Consider the following 21,432-nt stretch of genomic DNA (forward strand, 5'->3'; position numbering starts at 1 on the left):
TTATTTAGCGATATCGACAGCGCGGCTCTCGCGAATCACGACGACGCGCACCTGACCGGGATACTCCATCTCTTCCTCGATCTGATGGGCGATATCGTGAGCCAGGACCGTGGACTGGGCATCGGAGATCTTGTCCGGCTGAACCATGACGTGGACCTCGCGACCAGCCTGCATAGCATAGGTACGCTCGACGCCGTCATGGGAGTTGGCGATCTCCTCGAGCTTCTCAAGACGCTTGATGTAGTTCTCGGCAGACTCGCGACGGGCACCGGGGCGAGAGGCAGAGACAGCATCGGCGGCCTGTACCAGGACATCGAGCACCGTGTTGGGGTCGACATCGGCATGGTGAGCCTCGATAGCGTGGACGATAACGGGCTTCTCGCCATAACGGCGGGCCAGCTCGGCGCCGATGACGGCATGCGGGCCCTCGACGTCATGGTCGATTGCCTTGCCCAGGTCGTGCAGCAGGCCGGCGCGCTTGGCAGTCACAACGTCCAGGCCAAGCTCGGAAGCCATCACGCCGCACAGATCAGAGACCTCGAGGGAGTGCTGAAGCACGTTCTGACCAAACGAGGTACGGTAGCGCAGGGCACCAAGGGTCTTGACGATCTCGGGGTGCAGGTCGTGGATGCCGGTATCGAAGGCAGCCTGCTCGCCAGCCTCGCGCACGCGCTGCTGAACCAGGTCGGCAGCCTTGTGATACATCTCCTCGATACGGGCAGGGTGAATGCGGCCGTCGGCGATGAGGTTCTCGAGGGCGACACGGGCGGTCTCACGACGGACCGGGTCGAAGCTCGAAAGAACGACGGTCTCGGGCGTGTCGTCGATCACGAGGTTGACGCCAGAAACCTGTTCGAAGGTCCGGATGTTGCGACCCTCGCGACCGATGATACGGCCCTTGAGGTCATCAGAGGGAATGTGCACGGAGGTAACGGTGACCTCGGCAGTGTGGTCGGCAGCGCAGCGCTGGATCGCCAGAGACAGAATCTCCTGGGCGGTCTTGTGGCACTCGGCGCGAACCTGCTGCTCGGACTCGCGAATGATCGTGGCGGCCTCGTGGGTGACCTCACCGCGAACCTTATCGAGGAGCTCCTTGTGGGCGTCCTCGCGGGTAAGGTCGGCGATACGCTCGAGCTCGGAGGTCTGCTTTGCGCAGAGCTCCTCGAGCTCACGGGAGCGCTTCTCGACCTGACCGGCCTGGCTGGACAGCTGATGCTCGCGCTTGTCGAGAGCGTCGTTGCGGCGATCGAGGGATTCCTCGCGCTGCATCACGCGGTTCTCGAGCGTACGAATCTCGTTCTTACGCTGCTTGTCCTCGGCCTCGGCGGCCTGCTTGTTCTTGATGATCTCCTCTTTAGCCTCGAGCAGAGCCTCTTTTTTGAGGGTCTCGGCCTGACGCTTAGCATCACCGATCAGGGACTCAGCCTGTGCGTGTGCCGACTGGATTTTTTCGTCGGCCTCGTGAAGACTACCCTGCTTGGCGGTGCGCATGTAGGCAATGGCGGCGATGGCACCCAAAACGATGCCAACGAGCGCTGCGATGATAGGCATGCTCACTCCTTTTTATGGATTCGTTACACAACAAAGCGAACCGTCCTTACGAACGGCTCGCGACATTTGAGTAATATGGGCGCAGCTTATGCGGGTCGGATACAGATAGACATATAAACAAACTCATCACAGATGAGCACATATCACAAAGCAAATGACAGTGTTTATCGTACGTTGAACCACAACAACTGTCAAATAAATGGCCCCAGCACGGCGGCTAAAACGCGGTGAACGGCAGGGCCGCAAAACGCATACGCCTAAACCGCACATTCCTTACGTTCGGCATCGAGACGTGCCTTAACGGCATCGGCGGCGATGTGATACGAGAAGCCCTTGCCCATCAAAAACCGAACCAGTTTTTCGAATCCGCGCGTCTCTGGAACACGCCGCTTGGCGAGCAGGGCTGACGCACGCGCCAAATCGTCTTCGATGGCAAAATAATCCTCGGGATAACCGGGAATGTCACCGAGCACGACATGACGGCGCTTGAGCTCGGTCTCGATTTTACGCTGTCCCCAACCGCGCCGCTTGCGTTCCTCGATAAAGTACGAGCAAAAGCGGTTCTCGTCTAAAAAGCGATACTCGGTGGCGCGCTCGACGGCGAAATCGATCGCGGACTGGTGAAAACCGTAGCGAGCCAGCTTGTCACGGACCTCACCCGTCGCATGGTCGCGGCGCGATAACATCTCGGTCACCATGGTAAGCGCACATTTACGCTCGATGAGCTGCACCGCATCACGAAAGTTATCCCAATCACAGGGAAGATCGGGGCGGTTTTTGACATACAGCCGCGCGACCCGCACGGGGATCCAAATGGACCGCTCAAAACCGCCCTCAAGCTCACAATCGATATGTGCGCAAGGCTTTTTGGACGCATAGCCGCTCGAGAACGAGGAGGCCGCCTTCTTATCGGGAAAGACGACCGTGGCCTCGGTCACCGTATACGACATGAGCGTAACCGCTACTCGTCGTCATCATCGAGCATGGCGGAACCATCGATGGCGTAAAGCTCGTCAAACTCCTCAGGCGCAGGCTGATCGGTCAGCTCGACCTCGGACGGAGCATCGTCATCAAACTCAAGCCCGCAGGCAAGGCGGACCTTATGCTCAATCTCGTCGGCGCAATCGGGGTGTTCGCGCAGGAACGCCTTGGCGGCCTCGCGACCGTTGCCGAGCTTGTCCTCGCCATAGGCAAACCAGGAGCCCATCTTCTTGCAGATGCCGCACTCGACAGCCATGTCCAAAATCGAGCCTTCCTTAGAGATGCCCGTACCGTACATGATGTCGAACTCAGCAGAACGGAACGGAGCTGCCACCTTGTTCTTAACGACCTTGGCGCGCACGCGGTTACCGATAACCTCATCCTTAAGCTTAATGCTGTCGATGCGGCGAATGTCGATACGCACCGAAGAGAAAAACTTAAGAGCGCGGCCGCCCGTCGTGGTCTCGGGGTTGCCGAACATGACGCCGATCTTCTCTCGCAGCTGGTTAATGAAGATGCATGTCGTGTTGGACTTGGACAGCGAGCCGGCGAGCTTGCGGAGCGCCTGACTCATCAGGCGAGCTTGCAAACCGACCGTGGTATCGCCGATCTCTCCCTCGATCTCGGCACGCGGGGTCAGCGCGGCGACGGAGTCGACGACAATGGCATCGATGGCGCCGGAACGCACGAGCATGTCAACAATCTCGAGCGCCTGCTCACCCGTATCGGGCTGGGAAATCAGTACCTCGTCGATATCCACGCCAATGCGCGCGGCATACGTGGGATCGAGCGCGTGCTCGGCATCGATAAATGCCACCACGCCACCCATTGCCTGGGCCTCGGCCAGGATCTCGAGCGAAAGCGTCGTCTTACCGGAGGACTCAGGACCGTAAATCTCGACGATACGGCCGCGCGGCACACCGCCGATACCCAGAGCGGCATCGAGTGCCAGAGCGCCCGTGGGGATGGCCTCGACCTCAAGCTCGGGGCCGCCGTCACCATACCTCATGATGGAGCCTTGACCGAACTTCTTCTCGATCTCGGCCTTGGTGGTGGCGATCATCTCTTCGCGCTCTTTACCCGTTGTGGGTGCATGAACGGTACGTACGGGACCTGAATTCTTGGCCATGAATAGCCCTCCTCTTAACAACCTGCATCGATAATAAACGAACGGCTGTTCGTGGTCAACCGTTCAGGCCAATCATATGCAGGCAGCCTTTCCAAAACCCAACCAAACGCCGACCAAATACTGACCAAATGCTTGACCACATAGGGCCAAATATAAGCAAGGAAGGCGAAAATAAACCTATGACCAGCAAAAACGCTGAATTTGTCAAAGGTCCCTATCTCCACAATTAAGGGGCCCTAAGGCCCCTTAAAACACGTCTATTCCATAGAGTTGAGCACAAGGGCAATGCGTCCCAATGCCTCCGCGACCGCATGAGCGCGAACACACGAACGGTCGCCCTCATAGTGGCAGCGCACAGAGTCCACGACCGGCACTTCCCCATCAGCCGCGCGATACGCCCAGCCAATATAGAAAGTGCCAGCCGGATCGTCCTCAGTGCCGCCGCCGGGGCCGGCATAACCCGTTGCGCCCACTGCAATATCGCTCTGGTACAGCTCCAGCGAACCCGCCGCCATCTCGCGCGCGGTCTGATGCGACACCGCGGTATAGCGGTCGAGCGTCTCCTGATCAACACCCAAAACGCGATGCTTGATCTCATCGCAGTAGGTCACCGCACCGCCACGCAGCACCGCCGAGGCGCCCGGGATATCGGCAATCGTCGAGGCGATCATACCTGCTGTCAGCGACTCAGCCGTCGAAACCGTCACGCCCCGAGCGCTCGCGCGCTCGACAATATGACGCGCCAGCTCCTCGTTATGTGCGGAAATCTGCTCAAAAGAGTCCGTCATACCCACCAGGACCTAGACCGAAAAGACGATCTTGCGGCAGTTCCAGAAGTACTGGGCGCCCGAGATAACGGTCAGGACAACGGCAACGGCGTACAGGAAGCGCGACACCGAGTAGATGCCGAGCGTCAGCGCCAGCGGGCCAAGGTGCAAGCCGGCCATCGCAAAGACGCACAGGTAACCGCAGATGGAGACCATCGTGGTCGCCGTCTTGTACTTGCCAAGCTTATCGGCGGCAACAACCACGCCGGCGGCACTCGCAACCATGCGCAGGGCGCTTACCAACAGCTCGCGGAACAAGATGATGAACACGGACCAAACCGACACGGCGCCAAAGTCCAAGAACAGCAGCAAGGCCGAGAACACAAGTAGCTTGTCGGCGATGGGGTCCAAGAATTTACCGAAGTCGGTAATCTCGTTGCGCGAGCGGGCCAGATAGCCGTCAACTTTATCGGTGCACGACAGGATGACGTACAGAATGAAGGCAGCGGCGGCGAGCGGGCCGTCGAAGGTGCTCCAATCTGTACCGGCAACACTCGTGTGAGAAAGCGCCGACACGATCATGAACACCGGGATAAAGACGATGCGAACGCACGTCACGATGTTGGCGGGCGTCCAAACACTCGTCAGTTCCTTATTGCTCTCGTTTGCCACGATGCTCTCCTACTCCACAACATGGCCGATAAGCTCATAGCAGAAGCTATCGGTAAACTCGACCGTCAGAATATCGCCCACGGACGCCTCGCTGGCGTCCAAGTGCACCGCGCCATCGGAATCGGGCGCCTGGAACCAAGCATGGCCGATCAGCTCGGCGCCGTCCTCGGTCTCCTCGATGCCGTCGACGATCACCTGGGCGCGCTCGCCCACATGTGCGGCGGTGGCGGCAAAACCGAGCGACTCGGCCAGGTCCATGGCCTCCTGGGCGCGCTCGAGCTTGACCTCTTCGTCGACCTGGCCCTCCATCTTGGCGGCCAGGCTGCCCTCCTCCTGCGAGTAGGCAAAGACGCTCGTGTAGTCAAAGCCGACGGTGTCCATAAAGTCGATAAGGTCGCGGAACTCGTCGTCGGTCTCGGTCGGGAAGCCGACCATGGCCGTGGAACGGATCACGATGCCGGGGATGCGCTCACGCAGATCGCGGAACAGGTCCTCGAGCTCCTGGCGTGAACCGGAGCGACGCATGGCTTTAAGGATGCGTGCGTCGCAGTGCTGCACGGGGATATCGATATAGGGTAGCACCTCGGGGGTATCGCGAATCGTCTCGATAAGCTCGTCGGTCATGCCCTCGGGCTGCAGGTAGAGAACGCGGACCCAGACGTTGTGCGGGCGCACGGCCTCGGCGACGGCATGCAGCAGCTGCGCCAGATTGCGCGGCGAGCCATCGGTGACGTCTTCGTCGGCAAAGTCGGTGCCCCAAATACCCGTGTCCTGGCCGATCAGCACGATCTCGCGCACGCCACCGGCAACCAGGTCGCGTACCTCGGAGATAATGCTCTCGGCATTGCGCGAATGATAGCGACCGCGAATATAGGGGATCATGCAGAAGCTGCAGAAGCGGTTGCAGCCATCGGAAATCTTGACGTAAGCAACGGCGCCCTCGACAGTGCGCTTGACTTGCGGAATATAGGCAGCGATCTCACGCTCGACACCCAGCACGCCATCGATGACCGCCACGATGCCGTCCTCCTCGTCGGCCTTCACAAAGGCAGCGACCTCGGGCAGCTCGTCAGGCAGGTCGTCGCCATAGCGCGACGGCACACAGCCGCACATGACGATGGGACAAGAACGAACGCCGTCCTGAACCTCGTTGGCGAGCTCGAGCGTGGTCTCGATGCTCTCGGACGTTGCGGAGGCGAGGAACGAGCATGTATTGACGATGGCGATATCGGCATCCTGTGGGTCGAATGCCTCCTCGTAGCCCGCGGCGGTCAAAAGTGAACGCATGCGGTCGGTGTCAACCTCGTTCTTAGCGCACCCGAGGGTGATGTAGAGCACGGAGCCCAACGGTGTATCCATGTTGGAGAGCAGTCCTTTCGAATGATATTAGCGGTAGTTGGTGAACTGCAGCGGCTGGCCGTAGTCCTGGTCGCGCAGGAACTGGATAACGGTCTGCAACGCGTCCTTCGAAGCAGAGGAAACACGCAGCTTGTCGGCCTCGATAGTCACCTTGACCTTGAGCTTTTGGTCCTTGATGTCCTTATTGATCTTCTTGGCGGTAGCCTGGTCGATACCCTCGACGATATGGCCGAGCACGCGCACGGTGCCGCCCGATGCCGCCTGCGGAGCATCCCACGAGACAGCCTTGAGGTCGATGCCGCGCTTGATGAGCTTGGAGCTCAGGACATCGATGATCTGCTTGGAGACAAAGTCGGCCGGGGCGTTGATCGTAAAGAGTTTGTCGCCCTTCGAAAGCTCGATCGTGGCGCCGGAATCCTTCAGGTCATAGCGCTGGGAAATCTCGCGCGTGGTCTGCTGGAAGGCGTTATCGACCTCTTGCATGTTGACCTCGGACACGACGTCGAAGCTGGAATCTTTAGCCATGATGTTTCCTTTCGCGTACGAGCGGCTTAGTAGCTATCGTACGAATAGTCGGTAGAATCGGTGGGCGTCTGACCGTCAGTTGCGGTAACGGCGCCATCCGTGGACTGGGCATCGGTGCCGTCGGTGGCGTCGGTACCATCGGTGGTGTCGGCACCATCAGAACTTTCACCATTCTCGGAATCAGTCGTCTCCTTCTTGGGAACGGTGATCGTCACACGCGCCACGCCCGAGGTCTTGGTATCGTAACGGACCTTTTCGCCGTTCTTGGTAACGGTGACATCGGAAGGCTTGGACGTAGTGATCTCGATCGAGGACTCGGGCGTGTACTCCTGCTCAAAGGGGCCAGTCGCCTGGGCACCATAGACCGACTTGCCGTCAACCTTGACCTCAATCCAGGCGGTCTTTCCCTTGGCAACGGAGACCTTGACCTTCGTTACCTCGTTCTCGTCCTTTTTAGCCATCGTCTTGGTGGCGTCCGAATCGGTCGACTCATCCGTCGCCTCATCGGCGTCTTCGTCCTCGTCGACCGTTTCGGTCTTCTTAGATGACTTCTTGGTCGTCGTCTTTGTAGCAGTGGGCGTCTCGGGCGTGGTCTCAGGCGTCGAAGATGCGCAGCCGCGCAGAAGTACCACGATAAGCACGATCAGCAGCAACGCCACGGCACCGATACCTGCGTAGACGATACGCGGATCGAGCCCGTTGTTTTGAGGAGCACGGGAACCGCCGCGCCCACGACTGGAACTGCTGCGGCCGCCCCCCTGAGGCATACGACCACGATTGCTATCGGAACGGCCGCGATAGCCACCCTGGCCCTGAAGGCTGCGCTGACCCGAACGGGGCGCAAGTTCACCGCGGCCTTGATAGCCACGCTGGCCCGAACGCGGAGCCGAAGAGCGCTGGCCATACGGCTGTGATTGAGAGCGAAGACGCGGCGTCACCTGCGTGGTATCGGCGTCCGCATAGCCGCCGCGAGCACGACCGGCAGAGACACCACGGTAGCCACGATCGGAATAGCCGCCATCTCCGTAGCCGACACGGGGATCGCGCACCACACCGCGGGCAGCGGGGAGTGCACGGTCCTCGGGCATCGGCGCACTGCGGAACCGGTCACGCTGCGAGCGAATCTCCTCACCCGAACCCGTCTCAGTAATATAACCGGCCTGCTGAGGACGCTGTCCATAGCGGGTCGAACGACCGCCCTGAACCATCAGAAAGCGCCCGTTATCGACAGAGGAACGCGAATTGACGTAGCCGGCAGCGTCCTGAAAACGACCGCCCTGCTGCGACGTCTCGCGTTCGTATGCCATCAGGTCGTCAAAGTAGGCATTGACGACCTCACGCGGATTGAGGCCCAAAAAGCGAGCATAGCTCGAAATCATGCCCTGCGCATAGCCGCGCGGCGGCATCGAAGCAAAGTTACCGGTCTCGAAAAACTCGATGATCTGCGGCCTGATTTTGATGGTGTTGGCGACCTGCTGAATGGAAAGGCCCATTCGGCGACGCTGCTCGAGCAGCATGTCACCAAAGCGTGCAGCCATCAGAATCCTCCAAACTCACGATCTTCACGTGCCATCTCGGCGTCGACAGATTCCAGCGCGGCAAGCCCCTCCTCGTCCAACAGGACCTCGCGCGGCTTGGAACCGTCGGGCGGGCCGACGACACCCTTTTCTTCCAGCATGTCCATAATACGCCCGGCACGCGCATAGCCAACCTTCAGACGACGTTGCAGGCCAGATGTGGAGCCAAGCTGCGATTCCACCACAATATGGGCGGCTTCCCAAATGAGCGGATCATCGTCTTGCGGCTCGGTGACTCCGGTGCGGACAATACCGCCGCCACCCGCCATGGACATGGAAGCGGGCGCCACGGCGGACAGAATCTCCTCGTGGTAGTCGGGCTCGCTCTGCGACTTGACGAACTCGACAATCTCGTTGATTTCGTCGTCCGAGACAAAGCAGCCTTGGATACGGCGGGGCTTGCCCCAGTCGACCTTGGAGAACAGCATGTCGCCCAAACCGGTGAGCTTCTCGGCACCCATCTGGTCGATGATGACGCGCGAGTCGATGCCCGTGGCGACGTTAAAGGCGATGCGATTGGTGATGTTGGCCTTGATGAGGCCCGTCACCACGTTGGAGCTGGGGCGCTGCGTGGCAACGATAAGGTGAATACCGGCGGCACGGCCCAGCTGTGCAATACGCACGATCGAGGCCTCGACATCCTTACCGGCGACCATCATCAGGTCAGAGAGCTCGTCGATGATAATGACCAGGTAGGGCATCTTTTGCGGCGGGTTGTCGTAATGCTCAAACTCGCCGGCGGCCTGTTTTTCGTTGTAGGTCGAGATCTTACGCACGTTGAGACGCTCGAAGACCTTCAGGCGACGCTCCATCTCGGACACGGCCCATTGCAGAGCGCTCGCGGCCTGCTTAGGCTCGGTCACCACGGGCACATAGAGATGCGGCAGACCGTTATAGCCCGCAAGCTCGACGCGCTTGGGGTCGACCATGATCAGGCGAACGTCCTCGGGAAGTGCGCGCATGAGCAGGGTCGTGATAATGGAGTTAATCATGACTGATTTACCGGAACCGGTGGTACCGGCAATCAGCAGGTGGGGCATCTTGGCGAGGTCGGCGACAACCGGCGTGCCCTCGGCGTCACGGCCGATAGCGAGCTCGAGCGGACCGCCCTTCACATAGGGCAGCACGTCGCCCAGATTGACGTTCTGGCGCTTGCGGTTGGGAATCTCGATGCCCACGAGCGAAGTGCCGGGAATCGGGGCAAAGATACGCACCGACTGGGCAGCGAGCGAAAGCGCAATATCGTCCTCGAGGCTCGAAATCTTGCTCACGCGCTCGCCCTCGCCAGGTTGCAGCTTAAAGGTCGTCACCGTGGGGCCGGCGATCCAGCCGACCACGCGGGCACTGCGGCCAAACTCAAGCAAGGTGGATTGCAGTGACTCAGCGGTCTGCTCCAGCTCCTTATCCGAAGACGCGGCGGAAGCCGACTGCGGGTTGGCATGCAGGATTTCGAGCGGCGGAAGCTTGAGGCCGTCCTCTTCTTCGCCCTCGCTATCTGCGGCGCCGTCGTCCACTCCCCCATCACGAGCCGCAGCCGATTCGACAGCACTCGTGGCAGGAGCATCGGCAACCTTGGGATGCTTCAGGAAGTCGGGAATCTGAGGTGCGGCCGAGACGGGATTAACGGCAAACGGCGGCTCGGACTCGTCGATCTTATCGGAGTCGTCTTCCATCGAAAGCTGGCCGGTTACCTGGCCGCGCTTTGCATGGCGACGCGGCAGCAAAGTTGTCTTTGCGGTCTCAATCGGAGCCTCGTCGTCCTCGTCATCGCCCTCGGTGAGCTCAATCTCGCTATCGGACCAAGACGGGTCGGGCTCACTTGTATTCAACTTGGGTGTGGCCTTGCCCTTCTTGGCATGGCGGCGCGGCAACAGCGTTGTCTTGGCCCGCTCGGCATCCACGGCATCGGACACGTCAACAAACGGATCCTCGTCCTCGTCGTCATCGTCCAAAACCGGGTCCACATCGTTGCCCATGACCGTGGTCACGGCAGCATCGGAGCCCTTTTGACGAAGAATGCTCAGGTGCGGACGGGCAACGCCGGGCACCGACAGGGCTTCGTCGTCACCCCAAGGGCTAGCGTTGACATCGGCACGACGGCGTTCGGCAAAATCGGCAGCGCGATCGCGTGCGGAGCGCAAAACGCCACCCACCGAAAAACCGATAATGACCAAACCAACGACAACAAGCCCCAGCAAGACAACCATGGCGATAGGTTTACCCAGGGCATTTTGCAAGGCACTTGCGATAAAGGCGCCAATGTAGCCACCCGACACGGAAAGGTTCTGCGGCGTAAACATAAGGTCGCACGAATCGCTCGTGCCCGGCACCATCAGCGAAAGAATGGAGACGACGGCGATAAAGACCACGGCGCCGCCCGCAACAGAGCGCACGTTGAGCGGCGAGTCCTCACCCAAAAAGAGCGTGGCGGCAAACAGCAAGATGACGATCGGCAGCACGTAGGCGCCCAGGCCAAAGCCCAGGTGATAGAACCCGGCAACAGCAGCCGTCACGGGCGCTGTTGCCGGTGAGATCACGGCAATGAAGGACGCGATCGCCAAAACGGCAATGACCACGCCGGCGATATCGCGATTGGCCGAAGGCTCGACCAAGGGCTCAAAATCGTCGAAGTCTGCCTCATGGCCCTTATTGGCACGCAGATGGGAACCGGCACCCTTAGCAGATGCCGGTTGGTTGTTGGCTTTATTGCCTTTGGCGTTTTGTGCAGATCCGCGCGCCAAACTAAACCTCCATGACGACCGGGATGATCATCGGACGGGTACGCGTACGGCTCCAAATGAAGTTGGAGAGCGAATCGCGCACGGCCTTGCGAATGGCATCGGAGCCGCTGCTGGTAAAGCTGAACTTGCCCTTCTCGATCGTCTTCATAATGGATGCGGAGGCATCCTCGGAGAACTGGTCGTCGATGGCAAACGAGACGCCGCGACCCGAGAACTCGATAGCCTCGATCTTCTTGTGCTTGAGCGAGACGATAGCAACGGCCGTGACCATACCGTCATTGGCGAGCTTCTGGCGATCGCGCAGGACGATGGGGTCGGTATCGCCGATACGCAGGCCGTCGACGTAGACGACGCCGGACTCGACGGGCGTACCACGCTTGACGATACCGCCGCGCATCTCGAGCGTGTCACCGTTATCGAGGATAAAGATATGATCCTCCTTGAGACCCATCTTACGGGCCAGCTGGGCATGGGCGCGCAGATGCACGGCCTCACCGTGAACCGGCATAAAGTACGTGGGCTTGGCCATGGCCATCAGGAGCTTGAGCTCCTCCTGGCTACCGTGACCGGAAACGTGAACGAGAGCGCGGTTCTTATCCCACACGTCGCAGCCGAGCTTGGCCAGGCTGTTGACGACCTGCTGGACGGCCTTCTCGTTGCCAGGAACGGGAGTTGCCGAGAGGATAACGGTATCGCCCTCGTGGATGGAGAGCGTCTTGTGCTCGCCATTGGCCATGCGGGACAGGGCCGACAGCGGCTCGCCCTGCGAACCAGTGCACATGACGACGATCTTGTCGTCAGGCAGGTTATCGATATCGAAGGCATCGATAATATCGGCATCGTCGATGTTGAGGTAGCCCAGCTCGCGCGCGACGCGGGTGTTGGTGAGCATGGAGCGACCGGTCACAACGACCTTACGGCCGCACTTGCGGGCGGCATCGCAGATCTGCTGCAGGCGATGAATGTGGCTCGAGAACGACGCGACGAACACGCGACCCGGGGCATTCTTGATGGCGTGCAGCAGGTTGGGACCAACCTCGGCCTCAGACTTGGTAAAGCCGGGAACCGTGGCATTGGTGGAGTCGGAAAGCAGCAGGTCGATGCCCTGCTTGGCAAAGCGGCTGATAGCGGCATAGTCGGGCGTGACGCCGTCGATGGGCGTCTGGTCGAGCTTAAAGTCGCCGGTGTGCATAACGGTGCCCTGATTAGTACGGATGAACACGCCCAGAGCGCCCGGGATGGAGTGCGTCATCGAGAAGAAGTCGAGCGAGATGCCGCCGAGGTTGACATGGCTGCCGCCCTTGACCTCGCGGAACTTGGGCGCGCGGATTCGGAACTCAGAAAGCTTGCCCTCGATAAAGCCAAGCGTCAGCTTGCTCGAGAAGATGGGCACCTTGTTGTTGAGGTCCTGCAGCAGGTACGGAAGCGAACCGGTGTGGTCCTCGTGGCCGTGAGTGACGATGATACCGCGGAGCTTCTCCTCGTTCTCCAGAACATAGGTGTAGTCGGGAAGCACCAGGTCGATACCGGGCTGGGAGTCATCGGGGAACATAAGGCCGGCGTCGACGAGCACCATGTCGTCGCCGCACTCGAAGACCGTCATGTTCTTGCCGATGCCGTCAAGGCCGCCAAGCGGGATGATCTTCAAGGGAGATGATTTTTTAGCTGCCATAGGTTAGTGTGGTTTCCTTTCTTCGAAACGGGTCTGGAACAACCGACGGGGCGCTTCTGGCAAACCGACCGCCGGGAACGTACAAACATGCATCGCAGAGTCAATGCAATAACTTCAGTATGATACCCATTTGCACAACAACAGACCACCCATGCATCAAAGCCCCATCTGAACCGGTCTATCCCGCCGGTTTCCCGTGGGGCGGGCACTGATGAAGTTTCCTGCTCTACAGTCCTGCTCACGACGGAGGCCACATTAAGTGGCCTCCTGTTCGTGCGGAACTCGCGATAAACTTCATCAGTGCCCGCCCCACGGGAAACCTGCCAATAAGGGACAGGTTTATTTTGGTAGGTTTTATCTGGGGAAATGCAGCAGCGTCTATCTACAAATCCGAAATCTGACTACTGAATAGACTGTCAGACTATGTAGCGAGCGGCACTAACCAGTCCTTTTGCTTGCGCCCGGGAGGGCCGCATATGAAGTTTATCGCGAGTTCCGCACGCAAAGGAAAGCACTTAATGTGCTTTCCGTCTTGCGCAGGACTGTAGAGCAGGAAACTTCATATGCGGCCTTCCCGGGCGCAAGCAAAAGGGCGACCCCTGTCCGGAGTCGCCCTTTTTGAGCTGCTTATGTACAGTTGTTACTCGGCGTCGTGGTGGCGGCGGGGCTTGCGGCCTCCGTTGTCGCCGGGACGGCGCGGACGGTCGCTGCGCTCGGAACGCTCGCGACGCGGGCGCTCACGACGCTGGAAGTGCTCGCCGTCGCCCTCGGAGGCACCCTCGGCGCGAGCCGGGGCCTCGGGCTTATCCAGACGGTCGAGCGAGATCTTACCGCGATCGTCGACCTCGATGACGACGACCTTGACCTCATCGCCCACGTTGAGGACATCCTCGACCTTCTCCACGCGGCCCTTGGCGACGCGGGAAATGTGCAGCAGGCCGTCCTTACCGGGCAGCAGGTTGACGAAGGCGCCAAAGGGCTGGATGGAGACCACACGACCGGTGTACTCCTCGCCCGGCTCGGGAACCTTGATGATGAGCTTGATACGCTCGACAGCCTGATCGACGGACTCGCCGGTGCCGCCGACAAAGACGGTGCCGTCCTCCTGGATGTCGACCGAAGCGCCGGTCTCGTCCTGGATGCCACGGATGACCTTACCGCCGGAACCGATGACGTCGCGAATCTTGTCAGTCGGAACCTGGATGGAGACGATACGCGGAGCGGTGCTGCGCGTGGTGTGGCGCGGCTCGGGGATCACATCGAGCATCTTCTGCAGGATGAAGGCGCGACCCTCCTTGGCCTGCTGCAGGGCGCGGGCCAAGATGTCGAAGGTGAGACCAGTGGCCTTGTTGTCCATCTGCAGGGCAGTGATGCCCTCGGTGGTGCCGGTGACCTTAAAGTCCATGTCGCCCAGGAAGTCCTCGAGACCCTGGATGTCGGACAGGACCACGGTCTTGCCCTCCTCCTGGATCAGGCCCATGGCGATACCGGAGACCGGGCGCTTAATGGGCACGCCGCCGTCCATAAGGGCGAGCGTGGAGCCGCAGGTCGAAGCCATCGAAGAGGAGCCGTTGGACTCCATGACCTCGGAGACGACGCGGATGGCGTAGGGGAACTCGTTCTCGTCGGGGAGCACCGGAAGCAGAGCGCGCTCGGCCAGGTTGCCGTGGCCGATCTCGCGGCGCTTGGGGCTGCCCATGCGGCCGGTCTCGCCGGTGCAGAACGGCGGGAAGTTGTAGTGGTGCATATAGCGCTTGCCCTCGGTGGGTTCGATGGTATCCAGACGCTGGCCCTCGTTGAGCATACCGAGCGACAGGACGGAAAGCACCTGGGTCTGGCCACGCTGGAACAGACCGGAGCCGTGAACGAGCGGCAGGTAGTTATCCTTCACCATGATGGGGCGAATCTCATCGGCGGCACGGCCGTCGACGCGCTCGCCGGTCTCGACGACCATGGTACGCATAGCCTTCTTCTCGAGCTTTTTGAGCGCCACGGGAATCTCGCGCTCCCAAGCGGACTGCTCCTCCTCGGTGAACTCGGCACGGATGGACTCCTTCAGAGCCTCGACCTTGCCGATACGGGAGAGCTTGTCGGCGTCGCGAAGGGCGGCTGCCATCTCGTCGTAGTGGGCGAAGATGCGCTCCTGGACCTCCTCGACGGGCTGGTCGAGCGGGTACTCCTTCTTGACGATAGCGCCGTTGACCTGCTCCCACTCGGCGACAAACTCGTCCTGAGCCTGGCAGAAGGCAGCAAGGGCCTCCTGGCCAAACTTCATGGCGGCGAGCATGTCGTCCTCGGAGATCTCCTCGGCGCCGGCCTCGACCATCGAGATGAAGTCGGCAGAGCCGCCCAGCTCCAGGTCCAGATCGGAGTTCTCGCGCTCCTCATAGGTGGGGTTAACGATAAACTCGCCGGTCTCCACGTTGCGGCCGATGCGCACGCAGGCAAGCGGGCCCTCGAAGGGCACGCCGCCGAGCGTCATGGCCAGGGAAGCACCCATGACGTTGATGACGTCAAAGGGGTTGACCTGGTCGGCGACGAGCGAGGTGGCGACGATGTGCACCTCGTTGCGGAAGCCGTCCGGGAAGCTCGGACGAATCGGGCGGTCGATCATACGGGCCGTGAGCGTGGCCTTCTCGCTGGGACGGCCCTCACGCTTGAGGTAGCCACCCGGGATGCGGCCGGCGGCGTACATCTTCTCGTTGAAGTCGACGGTCAGCGGGAAAAAGTCGTAGTTCTTGCGCTCCTTGGAGACGACCACGGTGTCGAGCATCGTGGTGTCGCCCTGCTTGACCAGGCAGGCGCCGGTGGCCTGCTTGGCAAGCTCGCCCGACTCAAAGGTGTAGGTCTTGCCGTACAGCTCAAAGGTCTTGGATACGAGTGTCATTGTTCTCCTTTACCCCACAGGCCCCTTGCCTGCAGGCTTCTCATGTGACGCGGGCCCCCTGCCCCCGCCACGCTTCAGAGCGTGATTGTTCGCGCCCTTACACAAAAAGAGCGCCCCGCTGCGCAGGACGCTCTTAGCATGTACAAATCCTACTGGATGTTGTCGCGGATGCCCAGAGCCTTGATGAGCTCACGATACTCGACGATGTCGTTCTTCTTGATGTAGGAGAGAAGACGACGACGACGGCCGACGAGCATGAGCAGACCACGACGGGTGTGGAAGTCCTTCTGGTGGGACTTCATGTGCTCGGTCAGCTCCTTGATGCGCTCGGTCAGGATGGCGACCTGAACCTTGGGGTTGCCGGTATCGACCGGGGTGTTACCGAACTGGGCAGTCAGCTCCGCCTTGCGCTCTTTGGAAACAGTCATTGTTTCACCTTTCGTTTTGCGTCGCCCGCGGGCGACTCGATTCGCCTCGGACTGGGAAGCCGCCGGTGGAGCGAGCATCCAAGGTCGAGGTACCAACAGGTCGGTATGTTACCACAAGCAGCCCGCGCCTGAGCATCATCACCGACCCAACATGAATTCCATCGCACGGAGGCGCTGATCGGTGTGCGTCGCCGCCCACACATGCGAAAGCCCGAGCAAGAACGCCGCCGTATGCGGGTCGATTCGCTCGACCATGAGCGCATCGAAGGTCATGGACATGAGGGCGCGCAGCCATGCGACCTCACCGGTCGACACCAGCTCGGCACCCGGAACGCTCGACGCGCACGACCCGCACATGAGACCGCCCGCCTGGGGCGAAAAATACGACAACATGGGGTCTCCGCACAGCACGCATGCCGAAAAATCGGGTCGGTAGCCAACGTGCGACAGCAATTTAAAGACAAAGGCCGCCACGAGCAGGTCCATATGTGCCGCGTCGAGCCCGCTGCCGACAAGTGTGAGCGCCCGCTGCGTGATGGCAAAGGTAAACGGGTCCTCGGCATCCTCGAACGAGCACACGCGCGCGACCTCGGCGATCGCGCTTGCGGTGCATGTCATCTCGTAATCGGGAGCAGCGCCGAGCGGCGCCTCCATAAGCTCGGCCTGGGAAACCACGTCGAGCGACCGTCCATGCGCAAGCAGCAGATCAACGGTACAGAACATCTCGCAGCGCGCAGCCAGGCGTCCGCCGGGTTTGCGGGCGCCCTTTGCCACGGCACGAACCTGCCGACCCCGCTCGTCAAGCATCGTCAGGATCAAGTCCGTCTCTTTGAGCTTCGTCTTATCGAGCACGAGCACTTTCGTGCGATATGTACGAGAACCTGCCATTCGCGCCGCGTGTCCCTAATCCTCGGCGTTATAGCCAAAGCGGCGAATCTGGGCCTCGTCGTCACGCCAGCCGGCCTTGACCTTCACGTCCAGCTCCAAAAAGACCTGGGTGCCAAAGATGCGCTCAAGGTCGCGACGGGCGTCGATGCCGATATGTTTGATCATCTCGCCGCCCTTGCCGATGATGATGCCCTTTTGGCCCTCGCGCTCGACGTAAATGGTGGCGTGCACGCGCAGCACCTTCTTGGTCTGCTCAAGCGCATCGCAAATCACGCCCACGGAGTGCGGGATCTCATCACGGGTGCGGCGCAAGACCTTCTCGCGCACAAACTCGGCAACGAGCGTCTCATCGGAAGCGTCGGTACCCATGTCCTCGGGGAACCAACGCGGACCCTCGGGCAAAAAGTGCGCAACGGTCTCAATGAAGGCATCGACGTTAAAGTTCTTGACCGACGACGTCACGATCTCGTCGTCATATTCCATAAGCTCGTGGGCGGCCTTAAGCTGCTCCATGACCTGTGCGGGGTCGGCTTCATCGGCCTTGGTGAGCACCAGGACCTTCTTGGAACGGGCATTCTTGACACGCTCGGCAACCCAGGCGTCTCCCCTGCCGATCGGTTTGGTGGCATCAATCAAAAACGCGACAACATCGACATCGTTCAGCTCGAACAGCGCACTTTTATTGAGCTCAGACCCTAGACCGTCCTTGGGCTTGTGGATACCCGGGGTATCGACAAAGACCAGCTGGTAGCCGGGGCGGTTGACGACGGCGCGCATGCGGCGGCGGGTCGTCTGGGCCACCGGCGAGGTGATGGCGACCTTTTTGCCATAGCAGGCGTTGAGCAGCGTGGACTTGCCGGCGTTGGGGCGGCCGACCAGGGCCACAAAGCCGCTGCGGAAACCAGGCTCAACGTCACCAAAGCCCGCGAGGCTGTCGTCCTCGTCGCACAGGGCGTCGAGCTCCTCGTCGCTCATGCCCTCAAACGGGTCGAACTCCTCGACCTCATCGCAATCCTCGGTCGCCTTAGCATCCAGGGACTCTTCGTCCAAAATCTCATCGGTAGGCTGCATATTGTCGGACATGGGAATCCCTTTCTAAATAAAGTCGAGCGCGTGGGCAAAGACAAGCAAGCCCACGATCGCGGCGGTAATGGAAAGAACGTATACAGAGGCGGCGGCGATGTCCTTCGCACGCTTTGCCAGCGGATGGAGCTCTTGGGTCGCCAGATCGACGATGGCCTCCATGGCGGTGTTACACAGCTCGCCATGAATCACCAGGCCGCAGCAGATGATGACCGTAGCCCACTCGGCAATATCGAGCCCCACGATACAGCCGGCAATGACGGTGCACACGCCTGCCACGAGCATGACCTTAATGTTGCGCTCGGTCTTGACGGCGGTGACGAAGCCCTCCATGGCGTATGAGAACGACTTTAAAAAGGACGGATGGTCCTTGTTCGATCCGGGAATCATAAACGGCTCCTAGTCGTGGGCATGATTGGTGATGGGGCCGACGTGAACGAGTTTGGGGTCCTCGCCGCGCTCGAGCGCCAGATCGCGCAGGATAGCGTCCTCGCGAGCCTCCATGACCTCGGCCTCGTCGTCCTCGATGTGGTCATAGCCCAGCAGGTGCAGCATGCCATGCACGAGCATCAGACGGCACTCGTCGGCAGGGCTATTGCCAAAGCCGGGGGCCTGACGGGCAATGACCTGCGGGGCCAAGATGATATCGCCGAGTTCGAGCGTCTCGTCGGCGGGAATATCCTCGTCAAAGGCCGAGTCGCATTCAAACGAGAGGACATCGGTGGTACGGTCGATGCCGCGCCACTCGTGGTTGAGTTCGTGCATCTCGTCCTCATCGACATACGAAAGGGAGATCTCGACTTCACGCTCAACGCCCTCGGCGGCAAGCACAACCTCGCAGATGTGCTCCACCTCCTGCGCGTCGAGCAGCGTATCGAGCTCGGCATCGTTGCTGATCAATACACTCAACGGGACTCCTTTCGGTCGCGCGAGCGCTGCTCACGCACGTCATCATAAGCATCGTATGCCTCGACGATACGACCCACCAGGGCATGGCGCACCACGTCGGCGCGCTCCAGGTGTGCAAACGCCACATCGTCGACACGGCCCAAGATCTTCTCGACATCCGCCAAGCCGCCACGACGACCCACCAGGTCGCGCTGGCTGAGGTCGCCGGTAATCACGAACTTGGAGTTGAATCCAAGGCGTGTCAGGAACATCTTCATCTGCTCGGGCGTGGTATTTTGCGCCTCGTCGAGCACCACGAAGGCATCGCTCAGCGTACGACCGCGCATATAGGCAAGCGGGGCGATCTCGATCACGCCGCGCTCCATAAGCTCATCGGTGCGCTCGCGATCCATCATGTCAAATAGGGCGTCGTAGAGCGGACGCATGTACGGATCGATCTTTTCCTCGAGGGTGCCAGGCAAAAAGCCCAGGTTCTCCCCCGCCTCGACAACAGGACGCGTCAAGATCAAACGGCCCACCTCATGGCGCTTGAGCGCGGCAACGGCGAGCGCCATGGCCAGATAGGTCTTACCGGTACCGGCAGGACCCAAGCCAAAGGTGATGGTATGCGAGCGAATGGCATCCACATAGCGCTTTTGCCCGAGCGTCTTGGGGCGAATGACGCGACCGCGATACGAAAGCAGCACGTCATCGCGAAGCGACGTAGCCTCGTGCTCACCATCGCGCAAGACGGCCAGGCAGCGAGAGACATCGTCGGCAGACAGGGTACGACCGGCCGCCGCCTCGCGAAAAGCATGTTCGAAAAAGCGAGCCACGAGTTCGACCTCGTCCGGGTCACCGCTCACGGCGATGCTATCGCCACGGGCGACCACATGGGCGCGAACCAAGCTCTCGAGTGCACGAAGGACGCCGTCGCCGGCGCCCAAAACGCACGAGGAATCAATTCCCTCGGGAACGGTAAGTCTAATCTTCGAGGCTTCCATGGACCTCCCTGCGCGCATGGACCAAGCCGGAATCATCGACTCCGATGATAGCAACATCGAGCAGGCACGGGGCTGTAAGTCCACAGGTATCGTCAAGACGGGCATGATGGAACGAACCGAGCGTCAGGCTGTCACCATACTCGAGCACGGCACGCTCGACAGTGCCCACGCGACGACGAGCATCGGCAATAGCGAGCTCCTGCGCCGTGTCTCGCATACGACGGCTGCGCTCGGCCATAACCTCGGGCGGCACCTGGTCGGGCATGTCGGCAGCAAGGGTACCGGGACGCTTGCTGTAGCGGAACACGTGCATACGCGAGAAACCCACACGGCGGCACAGCGCCAGCGACTCCTCGAACTCCTCGTCCGTCTCACCAGGAAAACCGACGATGACATCGCACGAAAGAGACGCCTGGGGCAAGTTGGCGCGAATCATACGCACCGTGTCCTCAAAGGCCTCCGCACTATAGGGACGACCCATGCGATGCAGGGTCGCCGTACAGCCGGACTGCACGGGCAGGTGCAAAAACGGGGCGATACGCTGCGGATAGCGCGCCATAACCTTAAGCAGGCGCTCAGAGATATCCATGGGCTCGACCGAGGAAATGCGCACATGCGCAATAGTCGTGCGCTCCATGATGGCCTCGAGCAGCTCATCGATTTCGACATGCTCGTCGGTCGCGCTCTTGCCATCGTAGGCACCCAGGTTCACACCGGTCAGCACCACCTCGGGCACGCCGGCCTCCTGGGCCTCGCGAACTTGCTCAAGCACGGACTCGACGGGCACGGAGCGCTCGGGGCCGCGCGCCTTCCACACAATGCAATAGGTGCAGCGATGGTTGCAGCCGTCCTGAATCTTCACGCCCAGGCGAGAGCGACCGAGCGCATCGACCACCTCGCCATCGCTGCAGGCGGGAACGCTATCGGACTCAACGCCCAGCACCTCGCAGACACGTTCGGCGACATCGATCTTGGACGGCTCGGCGATCACGCGATCCGAAAGCTCCAACAGCTCCTCGGGATGCAAATTGACCACGCAACCGGTCACGAGCACATAAGGCTCGTTTGGATGGGCCAGCGCATGACGGACGGCCTTACGGGTCTTGGCCTCGGCCTCGCCCGTAACGGCACAGGTGTTAATGACGATCAAATCGGCATCCTGGGGCTCCACCATAGCAAAGCCCAGGCGCATAAGATCGGCAGTGATACGGTCAGACTCAACCCGGTTGACACGGCAGCCGAGGTTGACGACGGAAATATGGGGTGCGAGCACGCGGGCT

18 protein-coding genes are annotated in these 21,432 nt (G+C 60.6%); all 18 read right to left on the reverse strand.

What is annotated here, in order from left to right:
* Complete coding sequence (gene rny / locus I2H81_RS06080; protein WP_089573375.1) at nucleotides 1-1,551, reverse strand: ribonuclease Y; 1,551 nt, start codon at nucleotides 1,549-1,551, stop codon at nucleotides 1-3.
* Nucleotides 1,552-1,808: 257 nt separating this feature from the next.
* On the reverse strand, nucleotides 1,809-2,501 hold the full coding sequence (locus I2H81_RS06085) for a regulatory protein RecX (protein WP_195644935.1): 693 nt from the start codon (nucleotides 2,499-2,501) through the stop codon (nucleotides 1,809-1,811).
* 11 nt (nucleotides 2,502-2,512) lie between these two features.
* Nucleotides 2,513-3,661, reverse strand: coding sequence for a recombinase RecA (gene recA / locus I2H81_RS06090; protein WP_099431786.1), 1,149 nt, complete (start codon nucleotides 3,659-3,661; stop codon nucleotides 2,513-2,515).
* 257 nt (nucleotides 3,662-3,918) lie between these two features.
* A complete protein-coding gene (locus I2H81_RS06095) occupies nucleotides 3,919-4,449 on the reverse strand; it encodes a CinA family protein (RefSeq protein ID WP_195644936.1) in 531 nt (176 codons plus the stop codon).
* A gap of 12 nt (nucleotides 4,450-4,461) precedes the next feature.
* Nucleotides 4,462-5,010, reverse strand: coding sequence for a CDP-diacylglycerol--glycerol-3-phosphate 3-phosphatidyltransferase (gene pgsA / locus I2H81_RS06100; RefSeq protein WP_229071689.1), 549 nt, complete (start codon nucleotides 5,008-5,010; stop codon nucleotides 4,462-4,464).
* A 99-nt stretch (nucleotides 5,011-5,109) separates the two neighbouring features.
* Nucleotides 5,110-6,459, reverse strand: a complete 1,350-nt coding sequence (rimO, locus tag I2H81_RS06105) for a 30S ribosomal protein S12 methylthiotransferase RimO (RefSeq protein ID WP_117786037.1) — start codon at nucleotides 6,457-6,459, stop codon at nucleotides 5,110-5,112.
* Nucleotides 6,460-6,486: 27 nt separating this feature from the next.
* Nucleotides 6,487-6,984, reverse strand: a complete 498-nt coding sequence (locus I2H81_RS06110) for a YajQ family cyclic di-GMP-binding protein (RefSeq protein ID WP_022094699.1) — start codon at nucleotides 6,982-6,984, stop codon at nucleotides 6,487-6,489.
* Nucleotides 6,985-7,010: 26 nt separating this feature from the next.
* A complete protein-coding gene (locus tag I2H81_RS06115; RefSeq protein ID WP_195644937.1) occupies nucleotides 7,011-8,522 on the reverse strand; it encodes a helix-turn-helix domain-containing protein in 1,512 nt (503 codons plus the stop codon).
* Nucleotides 8,522-11,302 carry an FtsK/SpoIIIE family DNA translocase gene (locus tag I2H81_RS06120; protein WP_229108102.1) on the reverse strand — a complete coding sequence of 927 codons (2,781 nt, stop codon included), beginning with the start codon at nucleotides 11,300-11,302 and terminating at the stop codon, nucleotides 8,522-8,524. Before I2H81_RS06120 ends, I2H81_RS06115 begins: the two co-directional genes overlap by 1 nt.
* Nucleotide 11,303: 1 nt before the next feature.
* Nucleotides 11,304-12,974: a ribonuclease J gene (locus I2H81_RS06125; protein ID WP_117564285.1), complete on the reverse strand. Its 1,671-nt coding sequence runs from the start codon at nucleotides 12,972-12,974 to the stop codon at nucleotides 11,304-11,306.
* A 640-nt stretch (nucleotides 12,975-13,614) separates the two neighbouring features.
* Complete coding sequence (locus I2H81_RS06130; protein WP_099431791.1) at nucleotides 13,615-15,861, reverse strand: polyribonucleotide nucleotidyltransferase; 2,247 nt, start codon at nucleotides 15,859-15,861, stop codon at nucleotides 13,615-13,617.
* 149 nt (nucleotides 15,862-16,010) lie between these two features.
* Nucleotides 16,011-16,289, reverse strand: a complete 279-nt coding sequence (gene rpsO / locus I2H81_RS06135) for a 30S ribosomal protein S15 (protein ID WP_099431792.1) — start codon at nucleotides 16,287-16,289, stop codon at nucleotides 16,011-16,013.
* A gap of 138 nt (nucleotides 16,290-16,427) precedes the next feature.
* Nucleotides 16,428-17,177 carry a DNA repair protein RecO gene (gene recO, locus I2H81_RS06140; RefSeq protein ID WP_195644938.1) on the reverse strand — a complete coding sequence of 250 codons (750 nt, stop codon included), beginning with the start codon at nucleotides 17,175-17,177 and terminating at the stop codon, nucleotides 16,428-16,430.
* A 15-nt stretch (nucleotides 17,178-17,192) separates the two neighbouring features.
* Entirely contained in the window at nucleotides 17,193-18,260 is a 1,068-nt protein-coding gene (gene era / locus I2H81_RS06145) for a GTPase Era (RefSeq protein WP_195644939.1), read from the reverse strand.
* 12 nt (nucleotides 18,261-18,272) lie between these two features.
* Entirely contained in the window at nucleotides 18,273-18,650 is a 378-nt protein-coding gene (locus tag I2H81_RS06150) for a diacylglycerol kinase family protein (protein WP_022094706.1), read from the reverse strand.
* Nucleotides 18,651-18,659: 9 nt separating this feature from the next.
* Nucleotides 18,660-19,169, reverse strand: a complete 510-nt coding sequence (gene ybeY, locus I2H81_RS06155) for an rRNA maturation RNase YbeY (protein WP_117564282.1) — start codon at nucleotides 19,167-19,169, stop codon at nucleotides 18,660-18,662.
* Nucleotides 19,166-20,152, reverse strand: a complete 987-nt coding sequence (locus I2H81_RS06160) for a PhoH family protein (protein WP_195644940.1) — start codon at nucleotides 20,150-20,152, stop codon at nucleotides 19,166-19,168. The genes ybeY and I2H81_RS06160 overlap by 4 nt, the downstream gene beginning before the upstream one ends.
* On the reverse strand, nucleotides 20,133-21,425 hold the full coding sequence (locus tag I2H81_RS06165; protein WP_195644941.1) for a MiaB/RimO family radical SAM methylthiotransferase: 1,293 nt from the start codon (nucleotides 21,423-21,425) through the stop codon (nucleotides 20,133-20,135). The genes I2H81_RS06160 and I2H81_RS06165 overlap by 20 nt, the downstream gene beginning before the upstream one ends.
* Nucleotides 21,426-21,432: the final 7 nt, after the last annotated feature.

The sequence above is a fragment of the Collinsella aerofaciens genome, assembly GCF_015561195.1.
GTDB lineage: Bacteria > Actinomycetota > Coriobacteriia > Coriobacteriales > Coriobacteriaceae > Collinsella > Collinsella aerofaciens_AC.

What these genes read in the sequence shown, in the direction of transcription:
- rny (WP_089573375.1), bottom strand. Translation starts at nt 1,551, where the DNA reads ATGCCTATCATCGCAGCGCTCGTTGGCATCGTTTTGGGTGCCATCGCC.
- I2H81_RS06085 (WP_195644935.1), bottom strand. Translation starts at nt 2,501, where the DNA reads ATGTCGTATACGGTGACCGAGGCCACGGTCGTCTTTCCCGATAAGAAG.
- recA (WP_099431786.1), bottom strand. Translation starts at nt 3,661, where the DNA reads ATGGCCAAGAATTCAGGTCCCGTACGTACCGTTCATGCACCCACAACG.
- I2H81_RS06095 (WP_195644936.1), bottom strand. Translation starts at nt 4,449, where the DNA reads ATGACGGACTCTTTTGAGCAGATTTCCGCACATAACGAGGAGCTGGCG.
- pgsA (WP_229071689.1), bottom strand. Translation starts at nt 5,010, where the DNA reads ATGATCGTGTCGGCGCTTTCTCACACGAGTGTTGCCGGTACAGATTGG.
- rimO (WP_117786037.1), bottom strand. Translation starts at nt 6,459, where the DNA reads ATGGATACACCGTTGGGCTCCGTGCTCTACATCACCCTCGGGTGCGCT.
- I2H81_RS06110 (WP_022094699.1), bottom strand. Translation starts at nt 6,984, where the DNA reads ATGGCTAAAGATTCCAGCTTCGACGTCGTGTCCGAGGTCAACATGCAA.
- I2H81_RS06115 (WP_195644937.1), bottom strand. Translation starts at nt 8,522, where the DNA reads ATGGCTGCACGCTTTGGTGACATGCTGCTCGAGCAGCGTCGCCGAATG.
- I2H81_RS06125 (WP_117564285.1), bottom strand. Translation starts at nt 12,974, where the DNA reads ATGGCAGCTAAAAAATCATCTCCCTTGAAGATCATCCCGCTTGGCGGC.
- I2H81_RS06130 (WP_099431791.1), bottom strand. Translation starts at nt 15,861, where the DNA reads ATGACACTCGTATCCAAGACCTTTGAGCTGTACGGCAAGACCTACACC.
- rpsO (WP_099431792.1), bottom strand. Translation starts at nt 16,289, where the DNA reads ATGACTGTTTCCAAAGAGCGCAAGGCGGAGCTGACTGCCCAGTTCGGT.
- recO (WP_195644938.1), bottom strand. Translation starts at nt 17,177, where the DNA reads ATGGCAGGTTCTCGTACATATCGCACGAAAGTGCTCGTGCTCGATAAG.
- era (WP_195644939.1), bottom strand. Translation starts at nt 18,260, where the DNA reads ATGTCCGACAATATGCAGCCTACCGATGAGATTTTGGACGAAGAGTCC.
- I2H81_RS06150 (WP_022094706.1), bottom strand. Translation starts at nt 18,650, where the DNA reads ATGATTCCCGGATCGAACAAGGACCATCCGTCCTTTTTAAAGTCGTTC.
- I2H81_RS06160 (WP_195644940.1), bottom strand. Translation starts at nt 20,152, where the DNA reads ATGGAAGCCTCGAAGATTAGACTTACCGTTCCCGAGGGAATTGATTCC.